Origin of the sequence: Luteococcus sanguinis, from assembly GCF_039527675.1 — a bacterium.
GTDB classification, from domain to species: domain Bacteria; phylum Actinomycetota; class Actinomycetes; order Propionibacteriales; family Propionibacteriaceae; genus Luteococcus; species Luteococcus sanguinis.
Genome location: NZ_BAAAKI010000011.1, coordinates 1 through 17,745 on the forward strand (window position 1 = coordinate 1; position 17,745 = coordinate 17,745).

The 17,745-nt window shown below is 68.3% G+C and carries 15 protein-coding genes and 1 pseudogene; 12 read left to right on the top strand and 4 right to left on the bottom strand.

Annotated features, from left to right (window positions below):
• Positions 1-154: 154 nt before the first annotated feature.
• Positions 155-1,621 (bottom strand): lysine--tRNA ligase, encoded by a 1,467-nt coding sequence (gene lysS / locus ABD089_RS08415; protein WP_343885921.1) that lies wholly within the window; start codon positions 1,619-1,621, stop codon positions 155-157.
• A gap of 208 nt (positions 1,622-1,829) precedes the next feature.
• On the opposite strand from lysS, the gene ABD089_RS08420 reads away from it, so the two are divergent.
• On the top strand, positions 1,830-2,063 hold the full coding sequence (locus ABD089_RS08420) for a hypothetical protein (RefSeq protein WP_343885879.1): 234 nt from the start codon (positions 1,830-1,832) through the stop codon (positions 2,061-2,063).
• A 50-nt stretch (positions 2,064-2,113) separates the two neighbouring features.
• Here ABD089_RS08420 and ABD089_RS08425 read toward each other — a convergent pair whose 3' ends face one another.
• On the bottom strand, positions 2,114-2,248 hold the full coding sequence (locus ABD089_RS08425) for a hypothetical protein (RefSeq protein ID WP_343885880.1): 135 nt from the start codon (positions 2,246-2,248) through the stop codon (positions 2,114-2,116).
• Between the two features lie 18 nt (positions 2,249-2,266).
• Between ABD089_RS08425 and ABD089_RS08430 the strand changes: the two genes are divergently transcribed.
• From ABD089_RS08430 to ABD089_RS08445, 4 genes are all read left to right on the top strand, one after another.
• Positions 2,267-2,923 (top strand): TetR/AcrR family transcriptional regulator, encoded by a 657-nt coding sequence (locus tag ABD089_RS08430; protein ID WP_343885881.1) that lies wholly within the window; start codon positions 2,267-2,269, stop codon positions 2,921-2,923.
• Positions 2,917-4,653: an ABC transporter ATP-binding protein gene (locus tag ABD089_RS08435; RefSeq protein WP_343885882.1), complete on the top strand. Its 1,737-nt coding sequence runs from the start codon at positions 2,917-2,919 to the stop codon at positions 4,651-4,653. The genes ABD089_RS08430 and ABD089_RS08435 overlap by 7 nt, the downstream gene beginning before the upstream one ends.
• On the top strand, positions 4,650-6,773 hold the full coding sequence (locus tag ABD089_RS08440) for an ABC transporter ATP-binding protein (RefSeq protein WP_343885883.1): 2,124 nt from the start codon (positions 4,650-4,652) through the stop codon (positions 6,771-6,773). The genes ABD089_RS08435 and ABD089_RS08440 overlap by 4 nt, the downstream gene beginning before the upstream one ends.
• A 118-nt stretch (positions 6,774-6,891) precedes the next feature.
• Positions 6,892-8,268: an acetamidase/formamidase family protein gene (locus ABD089_RS08445; protein ID WP_343885885.1), complete on the top strand. Its 1,377-nt coding sequence runs from the start codon at positions 6,892-6,894 to the stop codon at positions 8,266-8,268.
• 76 nt (positions 8,269-8,344) lie between these two features.
• Here the strand turns inward: ABD089_RS08445 and ABD089_RS08450 are convergent, their stop codons facing one another.
• Together ABD089_RS08450 and ABD089_RS08455 are read right to left on the bottom strand one after the other, a co-directional pair.
• On the bottom strand, positions 8,345-8,848 hold the full coding sequence (locus ABD089_RS08450; RefSeq protein ID WP_343885886.1) for a flavin reductase family protein: 504 nt from the start codon (positions 8,846-8,848) through the stop codon (positions 8,345-8,347).
• A 233-nt stretch (positions 8,849-9,081) separates the two neighbouring features.
• A complete protein-coding gene (locus ABD089_RS08455) occupies positions 9,082-9,402 on the bottom strand; it encodes a BlaI/MecI/CopY family transcriptional regulator (protein WP_343885887.1) in 321 nt (106 codons plus the stop codon).
• 58 nt (positions 9,403-9,460) lie between these two features.
• Between ABD089_RS08455 and ABD089_RS08460 the strand changes: the two genes are divergently transcribed.
• From ABD089_RS08460 to ABD089_RS08490, 7 genes and pseudogenes are all read left to right on the top strand, one after another.
• A complete protein-coding gene (locus ABD089_RS08460; RefSeq protein WP_343885888.1) occupies positions 9,461-10,993 on the top strand; it encodes a cytochrome ubiquinol oxidase subunit I in 1,533 nt (510 codons plus the stop codon).
• Positions 10,994-11,005: 12 nt separating this feature from the next.
• Positions 11,006-12,070: a cytochrome d ubiquinol oxidase subunit II gene (cydB, locus tag ABD089_RS08465; RefSeq protein ID WP_343885889.1), complete on the top strand. Its 1,065-nt coding sequence runs from the start codon at positions 11,006-11,008 to the stop codon at positions 12,068-12,070.
• Positions 12,071-12,189: 119 nt separating this feature from the next.
• Positions 12,190-13,698, top strand: a pseudogene (gene cydD / locus ABD089_RS08470) (thiol reductant ABC exporter subunit CydD); the annotation flags it as partial.
• A 174-nt stretch (positions 13,699-13,872) separates the two neighbouring features.
• Positions 13,873-15,480 carry a thiol reductant ABC exporter subunit CydC gene (gene cydC, locus ABD089_RS08475; RefSeq protein ID WP_343885922.1) on the top strand — a complete coding sequence of 536 codons (1,608 nt, stop codon included), beginning with the start codon at positions 13,873-13,875 and terminating at the stop codon, positions 15,478-15,480.
• Positions 15,481-15,664: 184 nt separating this feature from the next.
• The gene (locus tag ABD089_RS08480; RefSeq protein ID WP_343885890.1) at positions 15,665-15,973 is read left to right on the top strand and encodes a thiamine-binding protein; all 309 of its coding nucleotides are present in this window, start codon (positions 15,665-15,667) and stop codon (positions 15,971-15,973) included.
• Complete coding sequence (locus ABD089_RS08485; RefSeq protein WP_343885891.1) at positions 15,970-16,563, top strand: GNAT family N-acetyltransferase; 594 nt, start codon at positions 15,970-15,972, stop codon at positions 16,561-16,563. The genes ABD089_RS08480 and ABD089_RS08485 overlap by 4 nt, the downstream gene beginning before the upstream one ends.
• 155 nt (positions 16,564-16,718) lie before the next feature.
• Positions 16,719-17,639, top strand: a complete 921-nt coding sequence (locus ABD089_RS08490) for an Abi family protein (RefSeq protein WP_343885892.1) — start codon at positions 16,719-16,721, stop codon at positions 17,637-17,639.
• Positions 17,640-17,745: the final 106 nt, after the last annotated feature.

A 17,745-nucleotide genomic window follows, 5' to 3' on the forward strand; every position in this document is an offset into this window, starting at 1 on the left:
CAGAGCACTCGGCGGGAAAGCTCCCATCACCCGACTGTCATGAACCTGTCTGCCACCAACACCTAGTCGCGACCAGGCCGGGGACAGGGGAGGCTCAGGGATGCTCGTCCGGACGCTGTGATGCCTGGAATGCCGACGGTCGCGGGCCCGGCGGTCAGCCCTGCGGCTTGAGCAGCGGGAACAGGATCGTCTCCCGGATGCCCGCATTGGTGAACAGCATCACCAGGCGGTCGATGCCGAGCCCCAGACCACCCATCGGCGGGCAGCCGAACTCCAGCGCGGCCAGGAAGTCCTCGTCCAGCTGCATCGCCTCGGGGTCACCCGCGGCGGCGGCCAGCGACTGCGCCGTCAGCACCTCCCGCTGGACGACCGGGTCGACCAGCTCCGAGAAGCCGGTGCCGCGCTCCATGCCGCCGATGATGAGGTCCCAGGCCTCCACCAGGCCGGGCTTGCTGCGGTGCGGGCGGGCCAGCGGCTGGGCGATCGCCGGGTAGTCGCAGACGAAGGTGGGCTGCAGCAGGCCGGGCTCCACCAGCTCGCCGAAGAGCTCCATCGCCAGCTTCCCGGCGCTCCACGTGGGGTCGTGGTCGACCTCATGGGCCTCCAGCAGCTCGACCAGTCGTTCGGCCGGGGTGTCGATATCGATCGTCTCGCCCAGGTGCTCCGAGAGGCCCTCGTAGAAACTCAGCCAGCGCCATTCACCGTCCAGGTCGATGGTGCCGGCCTCGGTCTCGATCTGGTGCGTGCCGGCCGCATCGGCGGCGGCCATGATGACGTCGGTGATGACCTCCGCGATCGTGAACTGGTCGCCCCAGCTCATGTAGGCCTCGAGCATCGTGAACTCCGCCGAGTGCGAGGAGTCGATGCCCTCGTTGCGGAAGATGCGGCCCATCTCGTAGGTGCGGTCGGCGCCGCCCACCATCGCGCGCTTGAGGTAGAGCTCCAGCGCGATGCGCAGCGTCATGTCGATGTCGAAGGCGTTGAGGTGGGTCTTGAACGGACGCGCGGCGGCACCGCCGTGGACGAGCTGCAGGGTCGGCGTCTCGACCTCGATGAAGCCTTGGCCGTCGAGGGTCTCGCGCACTGCGCGGGTGATGGCGGCACGCTTGCGCACGATGTCACGGGCCTCGGGACGAACCACGAGGTCGGCGTAGCGCTGGCGGACCCGCGCCTCCTCCGACAATTCCTTGTGCAGCGTGGGCAGCGGACGAAGGGCCTTGGACGCCATCCGCCACTCGGCGGCCATCACCGACAGCTCACCGCGGCGCGAGCTGATCACGCGTCCGCGCACCCAGACGAAGTCACCCAGGTCGACCTCGGCCTTCCACGCCGCCAGGGCGTCCGCGCCAACCTCTGCCAGCGAGAGCATCACCTGCAACCGCTCACCGGAGTCGGCGTGGGTGAAACCGTCCTGCAGGGTCGCGAAGGCGAGCTTGCCGGTGTTGCGGATGAACACGACGCGACCGCCGATGGTCACCTCGTCCGTGGTCTCCTCGCCCTGTTCCAGGTGGCCCCAGGTCGCGCGCACCTGCGCCAGCGTGTGGGTGCGGCGCAGGTCGGCCGGGTAGGCCTGCTTGCCCTCGGCGAGGATGCGTTCGCGCTTGTCACGCCGCACCAGCATCTGCTCGCTCACCGAAGCGCCCTCGGGCAGTTCGGGGTTGTTGGCGGGGGCAGTGGGCTCGGGCGCAGTCGTGTCGGTCACCGGTCAAGGTTAGGACGTGCGCTGAGCCCTGCGCGAACCCGAGCGGTTGTCTGTGGCGCGGTGGGCCGGTGCTGCCTAGTGTCAACATCGTGCCCTGGCTGCCGGGGCCCTCACAGAAGGAGGAGCCATGACCGAGTACAACGCCGACACCGCCGGGACAACCCGCGACAAGGACTTCGTCGAGACCATCGAGGACAACAGCGCCGAGCCCGTGGTCGACCCGCGCAACCCCGAGCTGGGCATCGATGGTGATTCCACCGTCGGGACGCTGGACGAACGCGCCCGCGCCGCCGAGGAGCACAACCGCCAGACCGGCGGTTCGCTGATCAACAACGCGCAGGACGACGGCTTCGACAAGTAGCCGGGCCTTGCCCAGCAGCCGGTCGATCACGTCTGGGGCCAGCGGGACGTTCACCACGTCCGGAAGCTGGCCCCGGGCAGATCGGCCGCCATGCTGCGCGAACAAGGGCTGGTCGCGGTGACGTCGGAGGGCACCAGCGCCGGATCGACAACGACGTCGGCCATCTTGTGTGAGTGAGTACTCACTCATTACTCTTGGACCCCGTGAGACGACGCGCACCTGCACTACCCCCCGATGAACGCCGGGCCGAGATCGTCCGTGCCGCCCGGCCCCTGCTGTTGGCCGAGGGCGGACGCTTCACCACCCGACAGGTGGCCGAGGCCGCCGGGATCGCCGAGGGCACGCTGTTCCGGGTCTTCGCCACCAAGCGCGAGCTGGTGGAGGCGACGCTGGACGCCATGATGGACCCCACCGACTTGTGCGACGAGCTCGATGGCATCGACCGCTCCCTCGACCTGACGGAACGGACGGTGGCTGCGCTCACTGCCCTGCGCCGGACCATCGACGACACCTCGGCGATCTTCGCCGCCCTGTTCTCCCTCCCGGCCGACGACCGCCCGTCTGGCCCGGGCACCGACCCGCGCCACGACGCCGGCCCACATCACGACGCCGGCCCACATCACGACCCCGAGGCGATGGCCCGCCACCGGGAACAAGGCGAGCAGCTGCACCACGCGATCGTCCGCGTGCTCGAACCCGACACCCACCGGCTCAACTGCCCGGTCGAGCAGGCCGCCTCACTGCTTCGCGCGATGGCCTTCACCACCGCGCACCCCCACTTCACCGACCAACACCTCACCGACCCTCGCCAGCTCGCCGCCTTGCTGCTCGGCGGAATCGCCAAGGAAGAACCATGCTGATCAAGCTCGTCAACCGCTACCTGCGCCCCTATCTGGGGCTCGTCGCGGTGGTCGCCGTGCTCCAACTCGTCGCGACAATCGCCTCCCTCTACCTGCCCAACCTCAACGCCCGGATCATCGACACCGGGGTCGCGCAGGGCAACACCCGCTACATCTGGGTGCACGGCGGCTACATGCTGGCCGTTTCCCTGGTGCAGGTCGCCGCGCAGATCGGCGCCACCTGGTGCGGCGCCCGCGTCGCCATGTCGCTCGGGCGTGACCTGCGCGAGGCGATCTTCGGCCAGGTGCTGTCGTTCAGCTCCCGCGAGGTGAACCACTTCGGGGCGCCCTCGCTGATCACCCGCAACACCAACGACGTGCAGCAGGTGCAGCAGATCGTCCTGATGAGCCTGGTCATGATGATCAGCGCGCCCATCACGATGGTCGGCGGCGTCGTGATGGCGCTGCGCGAAGACATGGGCATGACCTGGCTGATCGTCGCGGCCGTGCTCGTTCTCGCGGCCGGCATCGGCGCCCTGATCTGGCGCCTCGGCCCGCTGTTCCGGGTGCAGCAGACCCGCATCGACGACCTGAACCGGGTGCTGCGCGAGCAGATCACCGGCATCCGCGTCGTCCGCGCTTTCATCCGTGAACCGCACGAGGCCAAGCGCTTCGAGCAGACCAACGCCAACCTCACCGACACCGCCACGAAGCTCGGCGGCCTGATGGCCTTCATGTTCCCCTTCGTGATGCTGGTGATGAATGTCTCCAGCGTCGGCGTGATGTGGTTCGGCGGCCACCGGATCGCCGAAGGCCACATCCAGGTCGGCCAGCTGACCGCCTTCCTCACCTACCTGATGCAGATCCTGATGAGCGTGATGATGGCGTCGATGATGATGGTGATGGCCCCCCGCGCGTCCGTCTGCGCCGAACGCATCGTCGAGGTGCTCGACACCGAATCGTCCGTCGTGCCGCCGATCAACGGCCGCACCGAGGTGGGCGTCGCCGGTGAGCTCTCCATGCGGGGCGTCGAGTTCAGCTACCCCGGCGCCGATCAGCCCGTGCTGGGTGACATCGACTTCGACCTCACCCCCGGCCGCACCACCGCCGTCATCGGTGCCACCGGCTCGGGCAAGACGACCCTGGTCAGCCTCATCCCGCGCCTGTTCGACGCGACCAAGGGCACCGTGCTCGTCGACGACGTGGACGTGCGCGAACTCGACCCCGACACCTTGTGGAGCCGGATCGGACTCGTCCCGCAGAAGCCCTACCTGTTCAGCGGAACCGTCGCCAGCAACCTGCGCTACGGCAAGCCCGACGCGACGGACGAGGAACTGTGGGCGGCTCTCAAGGTGGCCCAGGCCGACGACTTCGTCCGCGAGATGGACGGGCAGTTGGAGGCCCCGATCGCCCAGGGCGGCACCAACGTCTCCGGCGGTCAGCGCCAGCGCCTGTCGATCGCCCGCGCGCTCGTCAAGCGTCCGGACGTCTACGTGTTCGACGACTCCTTCAGCGCCCTCGACGTCGCCACCGACGCCCGGCTGCGCGCCGCACTGGCTGGTTGGACGGCCGGGGCGGCCGTCCTGATCGTCGCCCAGCGCGTCTCGACCATCCGCAATGCCGACCAGATCCTCGTGCTCGAGCACGGACGGATCGCCGGGCGCGGCACCCATGACGAACTCCTGGCGACCTGCCCCACCTACGCCGAAATCGTCGATTCCCAGCTGAGCGCCGAGGAGGCAGCCGCATGAGCACCACCCCCCGCCACGCGATGGACGAGACCCCGGAAGACCAGGGCGTCGACGCCCTCGCACCCACCGCACCCCAGCACGCGCTGGGGGCAACCACCAGCACGTTGAATGCCGACCAGGCCGCCGCCGCGGCCGTCGACGCGAACACTGCGCCCGAGCGCCCCGACGTCCCGGCCAACCAGGGCGACGGCCCCGGCCACGGCCCGATGGGCATGGGACGAGTGGTCGAGAAGCCCGTCGCCTTCATCCCCTCGCTGAGGCGCCTGCTCGGGCACCTGCGCCCCGAGCGCGCACTGATCACCATGGTGATCGCGATGGCAGCGTTGAGCGTTGCCTTCGCGGTGGTCGGTCCGAAGATCCTGGGCCGTGCCACCAACGCCATCTTTTCCGGCGCCATCGGTCAGTCGCTGGGCAACAGCTTCCCCGCCGGCACCCCCGCCAGCGTGATCGCGGACGCGATGCGCAAGAACGGCATGGGTGACATGGCCGACATGGTCGAGAAGATGGGCGTGGTCGCCGGCCAGGGCATCGACTTCGGCCACGTCGGCTCCATCCTGCTGTGGTGCCTGGGTCTGTACGTCGCCTCGGCGATCTTGGCCTACCTGCAGGGCTACCTGCTCAACGGCGTGGTGCAGCGATCCATCTACCGGATCCGCCAGGAGGTCGGCGAGAAGCTCGACCGGCTGCCGCTGAGCTATTTCGACAAGCAGCCGCGCGGAGAGCTGCTCAGCCGCGTCACCAATGACATCGACAACATCTCGCAAACCCTGCAGCAGACGCTGTCGCAGGTACTCAACGCGCTGCTGACACTGGTCGGCGTGATGATCATGATGTTCTGGGTGAGCTGGCAGCTGGCGCTGGTCAGCTTGTTGATCGTCCCCATCTCGGGTGTCGTCGCCGGCCTGATCGGCAAGCGCTCGCAGAAGATGTTCGCACAGCAGTGGAAGTCGACAGGCGAGCTCAACGGCCACGTCGAGGAGGCCTACACCGGCCACTCGCTGGTCAAGGTCTTCGGCCGCCAGCGCGAGGTGGAGCAGACCTTCGCCAAGCACAACAACGGTCTGTTCACCTCGGCCTTCGGCGCCTCCTTCATCAGCGGCATCATCATGCCGATCATGTTCTTCGTCGGGAACCTGAACTACGTCGCGATCGCCGTGATCGGCGGCCTGAAGGTGGCCTCGGGCTCGATGAGCCTGGGCGACGTGCAGGCCTTCATCCAGTACTCGCGGATGTTCACCCAGCCGATCACGCAGGTGGCCTCGATGGCGAACCTGCTGCAGTCGGGCGTCGCCTCGGCGGAGAGGGTCTTCCAGGTGCTGGACGCACCGGAGCAGTCGCCTGACGCGACCGGCGCGCTGGCCCAGCCGGTCACGGGACGGGTTGTCTTCGACCACGTCGACTTCCGCTACCTGCCCGAGCGTCCGCTGATCAACGACCTGAACCTGATCGCGGAGCCCGGCCAGACCATCGCGATCGTCGGCCCCACCGGTGCCGGCAAGACGACGCTGGTGAACCTGTTGATGCGCTTCTACGAGTTGCAGGGCGGGCGCATCACCCTGGACGGGGTCGACATCTCGTCCGTGCCACGCCGCGAACTGCGCGGCCAGATGGGCATGGTCCTGCAGGACACCTGGCTGTTCGGCGGCACGATTCGCGAGAACATCGCCTACGGCAAGCCCGACGCCACCGAGGACGAGATCGTGGCCGCCGCCACCGCCGCCTATGTCGATCGCTTCGTGCACGCCCTGCCCGATGGCTATGACACGGTGATCGATGAGGAAGGCTCGAATGTGTCGGCGGGCGAGAAGCAGCTGATCACGATCGCGCGGGCCTTCCTGAGCGACCCCTCGCTACTGATCCTCGACGAGGCGACCTCGAGCGTCGACACGCGCACCGAGATGCTCGTCCAGCAGGCGATGACGGCGCTGCGTTCTGATCGGACGGCCTTCGTCATCGCGCACCGGCTGTCGACGATTCGCGATGCCGACCTGATCCTGGTGATGGAGAACGGCGCGATCGTCGAGCAGGGCACGCACCACGAGCTGCTGGAGACCAAGGGGCACTACTACGACCTCTACCAGTCGCAGTTCTCGGCGGCAACACAGGTCGACGCGGCCTGACCCTCGTCCTGGACGGTGGCAACGAGCGGCGTAACACGGCCTTAACCCGCGCGTCACAAGGGGCGTCGCCGGGCTCCCTAGCGTCGGGGCTCCAGCCCCACAACCCGGAGGTCCCACCGTGCACGTCCCCCACAACGCCCCCACCCCGCCCGAAGCCGCCACGACGCTGGCCCATGTGCTCGGGCGGCGAGGCTTCCTGGCCACCTCGGCCGCTGCCACCGCCATCGGCGCCGGCAGCATTGCCTCCCCCGCCACGGCTGCTGCCGGCTCGTCCAGGAAGGGCTCGGCCCGTTCTGGCAGGGAGGTGGTGGGCGGGGCGCCGTTGCAGCCGCACCGCGGCACGATCGTGGGCGACCATTACCTCGCCTCGGCGACCGAGGAGGTCATCTGGGGTTACGTGCCCACCGTGCACACTGCGCCCGTCAGCCGCATGCGGTCAGGGCGCACCATCACCATCGACGCGCTGAGCCATGAGGGCATCCTCGAAGACCAGGGACGCGACCCGGTCGCATGGTTCGGCGAGCACGGTGTGTCGCGTCGGAATGTGCTCAGCGATGCCATTGACGTGGCCGCCCACTACAACCGTCACCCGCGCAACTTCGACGCCGATGGCCCCCACGTGGTGACCGGACCGGTGTTCGTCGAGGGCGCCGAGCGCGGGGACGTGCTCAAGATCGAGACCGTCGACCTGCGCACGCGCGTGCCTTACGGCGTCGTCTCCTCGCGCCACGGCAAGGGAACGCTGGCCGTCGGCGCCAACGGCGCGGCCCCGGCGGGAATCAGCCTTGCCGAGGTGATGCCACCCCACGCAAGCGACCACCGCGAGACCGGCGATCCGGCGACCTACGGCAATGTGTCGGTGTTCGCCTCCATCAAGGGCGGGCGAGCGCGGATGGCGGCCGGCTCGCGCACGCTGTCGTTCGCCCCCAAGCTCTTCTTCGGCATGATGGGCGTCGCAAGGTCCGAGGCCAGAACACTCACCGATCCCTCGGCCCACTCGGTGCCCCCGACGCTGGGCGGCGGCAACATCGACATCCGGCACCTCGGGATCGGTTCGACCTTCTACCTGCCGGTGACCGCAGAGGGTGCGTTGTTCTATGTCGGCGACCCCCACCACGCCATGGGTTCGGGAGAGGTAGCGCTGACGGCGATGGAGGGGTCGCTGCGGGGCACCTTCCGGCTGACGGTCTGCAAGCCCGGGTCGGGGGACGCCCCCTCCGTGGCCTATCGCCACCCCTTCGGTGAGACGGCCGATTCGTGGATCCCCATTGGGCTGAGCGACCCGGACGGGCTGAGCAATGGCTCATCGTCCGACCTCAACATCGCCATGCGGCGCGCGGTCGTGAATGCCCTCGACCACCTGGAGTTCGACCTCGGCGTTCCCCGGCAGGTCGCCTACGCCTACCTCTCGGCGGCCAGCGACTTCTACGTGAGCCAGTTCGTCGACAGGACCACCGGGGTGCACGGCCTGATCAGCAAGGCCGACTTCGCCTGAAGGACCACACGCGAACCGGGGTTGGTCTGCACCGCACTTAGTGCAGACCAACTCCGGTTTCGGCGTCCTTGCGGGCTCACAGCGTCCGGTAGGCCCCCCGGACGTGGTGCAGGGGCTCAGCGGACTCTCCCGCCGCCCCACCCTCCAGCGCAAGGACGAACTCCTCGGACCAACCGATCGTGCGCCGCGACTCGACGCGAACGCCTGCCCAGCTCTCCGCCTCCGATAGCCGGGGGCCCCACTCGGTCTGTTCCCAGTCGCCCAGCGTGAAGAGCCCGCCAGGGGCCGGCGCGAGGCCCGCGAAGGCATCTGCCAGGTAACGGTGCGGGCCCGACAGCAGTTGCAGCACCGCCGGCGAGCCCACCTCAAGGGATTCGGCGAGGTCGGAGTCGGGGTCGAGCAGCACCACCGCCCGCCAAGGCTCTCCCCCCGCGACGAGCACGCTCGACACCGTGAGCCCCACGCGCGAACGCCCCTGCCCGGTGGTCAACAGCGCGACCCGCCCACCGAGGCGGGCGCGGATCTGTCGTCCGAGGTCGCGACCGCTGGACGCGAAGGGATGCTCGGCGTGGATCGTCATGGCCCCATCATGCTCGACGTGCGCCTGAGCGTTCATGCGCCCGACCGATACGAACCATCGCGACCGGCAATTGCGACCGGATGTGGGGTCATTGCCCACCGCCAGCGAAGTGGCGTTTTGCCAGTTGTTCTGACGGGCGCCACTTTCCGTCCCGATTGCCGGTGAAGTCGTTGGGGTTCGCCATGGCAGGAAAAACCTTGATCGAAATCACCGCCCGCGCACACAGGCACGTTTCACAGAGCTGACCTACGCCCGATGATCTCCACCACACGCGGGGCGTCGGCGCCCGCCTCGTCCAGCAGCGCGGCCACGGCGGCGGCATAGGTCTCGGCCCTGCCCTGAGCCGGGGTGTAGAGCCAGAAGCGCTCGTCAGCTGGCTGTTCCCGCTCGACGACGTGCTTCTTGGCCAGCCGGTCCAGCACCGTCATGACGGTGGTGTAGGCCAGCTCTCGATCACGGGTCAAGACCTCGTGCACGTCGCGCGCCCTCATCGGCTTTCCCTGTGCCCACAAGACATTCAAGACCGCCGTCTCGAGCTCCCCGAAAATCGCCATGGCGGCAGTGTAGGGAACACTTTTGAATGCTCCTACACCCCGTAGTACATTCCGCCCCATGGACGCTCAGATCATTGCCCGATGGCAGTTCGGGATCACGACGGTCTACCACTTCTTGTTCGTCCCGTTGACCATCGCCTTGTCGATGCTCGTCGCGGTGTTGCAGACGATCTGGTACCGCACCGGCAACGACAACTTCCTGCGCCTCACCAAGTTCTTCGGGAAGCTCTTCCTGATCAACTTCGCCGCTGGTGTGGTCACCGGCATCGTGCAGGAGTTCCAGTTCGGCATGAACTGGTCGGAGTACTCGCGCTTCGTCGGGGACGTCTTCGGCGCCCCGCTGGCGCTTGAGGCCCTGCTCGCCTTCTTCCTGGAGTCCACCTTCATCGGGCTGTGGATCTTCGGCTGGGACCGCCTGCCCAAGAAGCTGCACCTGATGGCGATCTACCTGGCCGCGATCGGGACGATGCTCTCGGCCGTGTTCATCCTGGCCGCCAACAGCTGGATGCAGAACCCGGTCGGCGCCACCTTCCGCAATGGCCGCGCGGAGCTCACCGACTTCGGGGCCCTGCTCACCAACCCGGTCTTCGTCGCCACCTTCCCGCACCAGATCGCTGCCGCCTACATGGTCGCCGGCGGCCTGGTCGCCGGCCTGTCCGGCTGGCACCTCGCACGCCTCAACAAGGCGCGCACGGACGCCCCCGCCGGCACCGACCTCAGCTACACCGGCACCCACGTCAAGGCCGAGCACGTCGAACGCGACGTCACCACCTGGCGCTGGGCGGCCAAGTTCGGCGCCTGGGTGCTGCTCGTCTCGTCCGTCGCGACGATGATCACCGGCGACCTGCAGGCCAAGGCGATGACCGAGGCGCAGCCCATGAAGATGGCCGCCGCCGAAGCCCTGTACCAGACCACGGACGAGGCCGGCTTCTCCGTGTTCACCATCGGCTCCCTCAACGGCGAGGACGAGCTGTTCAGCCTCCGCGTTCCCTACCTGCTCAGCTTCATGGCCACCGGCACCGTGCACGGCACCGTACAGGGCATCGACGATCTGAAGGCCCAGTACGCCGAACAGGGCTTCCTGCGCGAGGACGGCACCAAGACCGAGCTGCAGGCCACCTATGCCGACATCCTCAAGACCCAAGACGTCAAGGTCACGCCGAATGTTCCGGTCACCTACTGGAGCTTCCGCCTGATGATCGGCCTCGGTGCGCTCGGCGCACTGGTCGGCGCATGGGTCCTGTGGGCGCTGCGTGGTGGGCGCAACCCGATGCCGACCCGGCTGTGGCAGTGGTCGATGGCCCTGTTGCCGTTCATGCCGTTGTTCGCGATCAGCTTCGGCTGGATCATGACCGAGATGGGCCGCCAGCCGTGGATCGTCGCCGGCGTGCTGCCCACCCTGACCGCGGTCTCCCCCTCGGTCAGCCTCGGTGAGGCGATCTTGACGATGGTGCTGTTCACACTGATCTACGGCGTGCTCGCGGTCGTCGAGTTCGGCCTGATCCTCAAGTACAACCGTGCCGGGCTGCCCGAGGTGGCCCCCGTCGAGGTCATCGAGGACGAGGACGCCCCTCTGTCCTTCGCCTACTGAGAAGGACGAGACATGTTGACGCTCATGCATACGCAGCCCACCGGCCTGCAGATGATGTGGTTCCTGCTGTCGGCCGTGCTGTGGCTCGGCTACTTCTTCCTGGAGGGTTTCGACTACGGCGTCGGGATGCTGCTGCCCGTCCTGGGACGCAATGAGGACGACCGCCGGGTGATGATCAACACCATCGGCCCGCTCTGGGACGGCAACGAGGTCTGGCTGCTCACCGCCGGTGGCGCCATGTTCGCCGCCTTCCCCGGCTGGTACGCCTCCTTGTTCAGCGGCCTCTACCTGCCGCTCTTCCTCGTGCTCGTCGGCCTGATCCTGCGCGGGGTGGCGTTCGAGTACCGCGCCAAGCGGGACGATCTGCGCTGGAAGGCGGCCTTCGACTGGTGCGCCACCATCGGCTCCTTCCTGCCCGCACTGGTCTTCGGCATCGGCTTCGCGAACTTCGTGAAGGGCATCAAGGTCGGCTCCGACGTGCTCGTCGCCCAAGGCTTCTGGAGCCTGTTCAACCCCTTCGGCCTGCTCGGGGGCGTGTTGTTCGTCGTCCTCTTCCTCGCCCACGGTGCGGTCTTCATCGCGCTCAAGACCCGCGGGGACGTGCGGCACAACGCCAACTCCTTCGCGACGAAGGCACAGCTCGCGGCAGCTGCGCTGATGGCGGTCTTCGTGGTCTGGCAGAACCTGGCCTGGCCCGCTGGCGACAGCAGCTGGCTGGGTTCGGCGGCCACCCTGATCTGCTGGTTGGCCGGACTGCTGGCGGTGGCCTGCCTGGTCACGTCCTGGCTGATGGCGACGAAGCAACGCGACGGCATGGCCTTCCTGTTCACCGGTCTGGCGATCGTCTTCCTGGTGGTGGACATCTTCGTGAAGATGTACGGCAACCTCGGCTTCATCAGCCTGGACCCCGCACACCCGCTCGACATGACGACCGCCTCCAGCTCCCCCTACACGCTGAAGATCATGACGATCGCAGCCTGCACCGCCGTGCCTGTCGTGCTCGGCTACCAGGCTTGGAGCTACTGGGTCTTCCGTCGTCGGCTCAGCACCAAGAACCTGCCCCTCGCGGCCCACTGAGCCGATGCCTGGATTGGTGCTGGACGAATGATTGGTGCTGGATGACTGGATTGGGGCACTGAGTGGCACGTCCGATTGATCCCCGCCTCGTGCGGCGCGGTAGGGCGACCAGGTTCTTCCTGGTCGCCCTCGCCGTCGTGGGGGTGGTCTCCACGATCGCGCTGATCGCGCAGGCGCGGTTGTTGGCCGTCGCCATCACGTCCGTCTTCGCGACCCACGAGCTGACCGGTCTGCCGACCTGGCTCGCCCTGCTCGCCGGGGTCTTCGCCGTCCGGGGCGTGCTCGCCTGGGCCAACCAGTGGCTCGCCCACCGCGCCTCCGCCGCGGTGAAGGCCGGCCTTCGCGAAGACCTGCTGCGCGCCCGACTTGCGCGTCCACTCGACCAGCGGACCTCCTCGTCCACGCTCGTCGGGCTGGTCACCACCGGCCTGGACGCGCTGGACGGGTACTACCAGAAATACCTCCCCCAGCTGGTGCTGGCCATTGTCGTGCCGTTGTTGATCATGGGCGTGATCGCGCGGGAGGACGTGCTGAGTGCCGTGGTGATCGCCGTGACACTGCCGTTGATCCCGGTGTTCATGGCGCTCATCGGCTGGACGACGCAGGCACAGGTCGCGCGCCGCTGGAAGGTGCAGGACCGCCTCGCGAACCACTTCGCCGATCTGGTCACCGGCCTGCCGACGCTGCAGGCCTTCGGACGGGCGCGCGGGCAACGCACTGGCCTGGCCATCACCGAGGAGGCGAACCGGCGCGAGACGATGAAGACGCTACGGGTGAGCTTTCTGTCGAGCTTCGCCCTGGAACTCCTGGCCACCTTGAGCGTCGCGCTGGTGGCGGTGAGCGTCGGCTTCCGGGTGGTCTACGGGAACATGGGCCTGGACGAGGCGCTGTTCATCCTGGTGCTGGCGCCCGAGGCCTACTTGCCGATGCGGCAGGTGGGCACACATTTCCATGATGCGGCCGACGGGATGGCCGCCGCCGACCAGGCGCTGACGATCATCGAGGCCGCCGAGAAGGGTCCGGCCCCCAGCAGCGCGCCCGGGGCAGGCCTGTCCCTCGACCTGCGAAAGCTCGCCTTCTCCCACGGGAGCACCCCCGTGCTGGACGACTTGTCCCTGCGGGTCGCGCGCGGCGAGGTGGTGGCCCTGACCGGAGCCAGCGGCGGCGGGAAGTCGACCGCGCTGGCACTGGCGATGGGCTTCCTCGACCCTGCCGCCGGCACCGTCGCCGTCGACCGGACGCGCGTCGCGTGGGTCGGGCAGGAGCCCGGGCTGCTGCGCGGCGCGGTCGCTCGGAGCCTGCGGATGGGCGACCCTTCGGCCGACGAGGCGACGCTGCGGTCGGCCCTGGACGATGCGGGCGCACCGGGAATCGGCCTCGACCACGAGGTGGGCGACGATGCGCAGGGTCTCTCGGCCGGTGAGCGCCGCCGGGTCGCGATCGCGCGGGCCCTGCTGCGGATTCGCAGCGGCGCCGCCGACCTGTTGGTCATGGACGAGCCGACGGCGGGGTTGGACTCCGACACCGAGGCCACCGTGCTCCAGGCTATCCGCGCCAGTGGGGCCTCGGCGCTGGTTGTCAGCCACCGCCCCGCCGTGCTCGCGGCCGCAGACCGGGTCATCACCCTCGGCACCGATCGCCGACCGGCCACGAACGATCCCCGAGCCTGTCGAGGGCTCGTTGCGGCCACCCCCACCCAGAAGACCGAGCCCCGAGCCACCCCCAACGATCCCCGAGCCGGTGGAGGGCTCCCTCCGGCCACCCGAGCCCAGGAACCAGCGACCTCCCAAGAGCTCGGACCCATCGCCCTGGTCCGGGACCTGTTGCGCACCACCCCGGGAGCTCGGGGACGGTTCACGTTGACGATCCTGCTGGCAGCCCTGGCGTCAGGCGCCTCGGTGGCGCTGATGGCGGTCTCCGGTTGGCTGCTCAGCCGGGCGGCCGAACACCCGCCGGTGCTCTACTTGGAGGCCGCCGCGGTGGCCGTCCGCTTCTTCGGCATCAGCCGTGGTGTCGCCCGGTATGCCGAACGCATCGTCGGCCACGACCTGTCGCTGCGGCTGCAGGGAGCACTGAGGTTGCGGTCCTATGACGCGCTGAGCCGCACCACCTTGCTCGGACGGCGCCGCGGGGACCTGCTCACCAGGTTGGTCGCCGACGTCGACGCGGTACAGGACGCGATCGTCCGGGTGGCGGTCCCGATGCTGTCCTCCGCGCTGGTCGTGTTGTTCACCTGCACCGGGCTGGCCCTGTTTGACCCGGCCTCGGCAGCGGTGCTGTTCACCTCCGCACTGGTTGCCTCGGTGCTGCTGCCATGGCTGGCGCAGGCCACCAGCCGCCGGGCGGACGCGTCAATCGTCCCCGCCCGCGGCGAACTGGCCGACCGGGCCGACGAGCTCTCCCAGGCCGCCGCAGACGTGGTGGCCTTCGGAGCCACGGACGACCAGTTGGCCGAGGTGCTCGCGGTTCACCGTCGCCTCGAGCGGGCCGAACGCCGGTCCGCCTGGGTGCGCGGGCTGGCCACCGGCGGTCAGGTACTGGCGGCCGGTGCCGCGGTCATTGGAGCGCTGTGGTTCGGCGCCCACGCCGTGCACGACGGGCGGATGCGGGGTCGGGCCCTCGCGGTCGTCGTCCTCACCCCCCTGGCGCTGCACGAGGTCTTCGGGACCTTTGCGCTGGCTGGCCAGACGTGGACGCGCAGCCGCACGGCGTTGGCGCGGGTCGCACAGATGCTGGCGGCACCCGCTGTCGGACGCGGCGACCGTCCCGAGGCCTCCGCCGCAGCCGAACCGTCGATCACCCTGCGCGATCTGTCGGCCGGGTGGCCGGGCCAGCCACCCGTCGTCGAACACCTGGACCTGACCGTGCGCGCCGGTGAACGCGTCGCCCTGGTCGGGCCCTCGGGCATCGGCAAGACCACGGTGCTGGCCACCGTGATGGGCCTGATCGATCCGGTGGCCGGGGAGGTCACGACGTCCGGACAGGTCGGCTACCTGGCCCAGGACGCCCACCTGTTCGCCACCTCGATCGCGGAGAATGTGCGGATCGGCAACCGGGACGCGACCGATGACCAGGTACGCGACGCCCTCCGTGCAGCCGGAGTCGACCTCGACCCCTCGCGCCTGGTCAGCTGGCACGGCGGCTCACTGTCAGGCGGGGAGGCCCGCAGGGTTGCCCTGGCCCGCGTGCTGGTGGCGTCGACCACTCAGGCCCTGCTACTCGATGAGCCCACCGAACACCTGGATGCCGAGACCGCCGAGGCACTGGTGGACGACCTGTGGCGGGCCACCGCCACCCGGGCCACAATCCTTGTCACGCACGATTCGCGACTGATCCAGCGCTGCGACCGGGTGGTGGAGCTGCCCGGGCACGTCAGGGCCGATTCCATGCCCCGACCCGATCGCAGGTAATGGCGTGGGTGACAGAATGTGAAGCTCAAGATGACGGGCGTGGATGACCGGACCCACCTGCGGCGCATCCACCGCAAGCTCGGGGGGTCGAACCGGGTCGAGGCCATCGACCGCGCCCGGCTGATGGGGCTCGTGGACTGAAACCTCTGGTGGGAGCGCGCCGGGCTGGTGTTGAATCGGAGCCATGCTCGTAGCCTTCTCTGTCGCCCCCTCGGGCGGCGAACAGCCCGATGCCTCCGTCCACGATGCCGTCGCAGCGGCCGTCCAGATCATCCGTGACTCCGGTCTGCCGAACCGCACCGACTCCATGTTCACCACGATCGAGGGTGAGTGGGACGAGTGCATGGACGTCGTGAAGCGCTGCTGCGAGGCGGTCGGCGAGTATGGGACGCGCGTCTCGCTGGTGCTCAAGGCCGACATTCGTCCTGGCTACTCGGGCGAGATGACCGCCAAGCTTGAGCGGCTCGAGGCCGCCATCGACGCCCAGAAGTGAGTTCCCCCTCGTACACGATCCGGCTCGCGACACCGGACGACGCGCCCGGTTATGCCCACTGCTATGTCGAGAGCCTGGCGGAGACCTACGCGCACATCATGCCGCCCGAGTTCGCGGCCAGTCGTCGCGACGACATCGTCGCCGGCATCGAGGAGCATCGCACGGAACTGCAGCGGATGGCCGATGCGCTGGCCGACGGACGCGAACCCGAACGCACCCACTGGGTGGCGTTGGACGATGACGGCGAGGTGGCCGGGATCGTCAGCTCCGGGCTGGGGGTACCCCACTGGGAGAGTCACCTCTACGACAACCCGCCCCCGCCGGTGGAGCTGAACCTCGACCACATCTACACCCGCGCGTCCACCCACGGCACCGGCCTGGGCCAGCGACTGCTCGAGGCCGCGGCACCCGACGGACGCGGCGCCTGGCTGTGGATCCTGCGCGAGAACCCCCGCGCCGAGGCCTTCTACTCCCGCAATGGCTTCGTCCCCGATGGTTTGGAGGTGAACTGCGGGCCGGCGTGGTTCGGACGTCCGATGTTCCGGATGTGGCGACCCAATCCGTCCGTTCCTGCCACTCCGTCCGACTGAAAACCGGACGCCAGCTGCCCCATGCCGCACTCTTCAGGCCGCGCGGGTGCTAGTCTTTGAGCAATCGTTCAGCCCGCCCCGACTCTGGTCGGGAGTGGGCTGGATCTCTTTTGACCACCGGAGCCCCGCACGTGCCCAAAGAGTTGAAGACGGCTATGACCACCGGCCAGCATGTCGCATTGCTTCGCTCTCGTGGCATGAGCGTGGATGAAGCCTTGGCACAGCAGTGGTTCGCCAACGTCAGCTACTACCGATTGTCTGCCTACTGGTACCCAGCCCGTGTCGTTGACAGTTCGGGAGTTCGCGGCGATGCGTTCCGCGCAGGCACCGATTTCAAGCACGTGACGAGCCTGTACGAGGCGGACCGCAAGCTACGAACTCTGGTCCACGACGGTATGGAACGCATCGAGGTCTCCCTCCGCGCCCGCGTGGGGCAGCAGCTCTACAGTCACGGAAGCCTCGCCCATACCGACCCGCGCCACTTCAGACCGACCTTCAATCACGCGCGCTGGCTGGAGACTGCACACAAGCGCATCGACCGCGCCGCGCACCACAATGAGTCGATCAAGCACTACCGGGACACCTATGGGCAGTATCCCTTCTGGGTACTCGCAGAGGTCTTGGACTTCGCCGACGTCTCCCGGCTCTTGGAGGGGCTTCCAGCCAAGGATCAGCTCGAGATCTCCGAAGGATTCGGGGTTCGAGTCGACCTTGCCGCCCTGTCCCAATCGCAAAGCAGGACCGCACGGAAGACGCCGCCTCTCGTCCGATGGATGGAGCAGCTGACCATCATCCGCAACACCTGCGCCCATCACGCGCGCTTGTGGAACAAATCATTCACACCCGCACCAACTTCGGCGCTGAGGACGCAGCCAGAACTGAAGCTGCTTCCCGCCGGGCAGAGCGAACGCTTGTTCGGCGCACTCGTCGTCATGGCCCGCCTACTGCGCTCCACGTCGCCAGGAACGACGTGGCCGGAGAAAGTGGTCGACCTGCTCGACACAGCCTTCCTGCCGAATCCACTGACCAATCGGGCCAGCCTCGGGATGCCTGAAGACTGGGTTGACGAACTCTGAACCCGGTCAGCCTTGCCACGCGGGGCAGGCACAGTTCGAGCCTTCAACAGCATCGATGGTGCTCGCCAGCTCCATCGCGCCTCCGGATGCCACGACCCGTCACTTC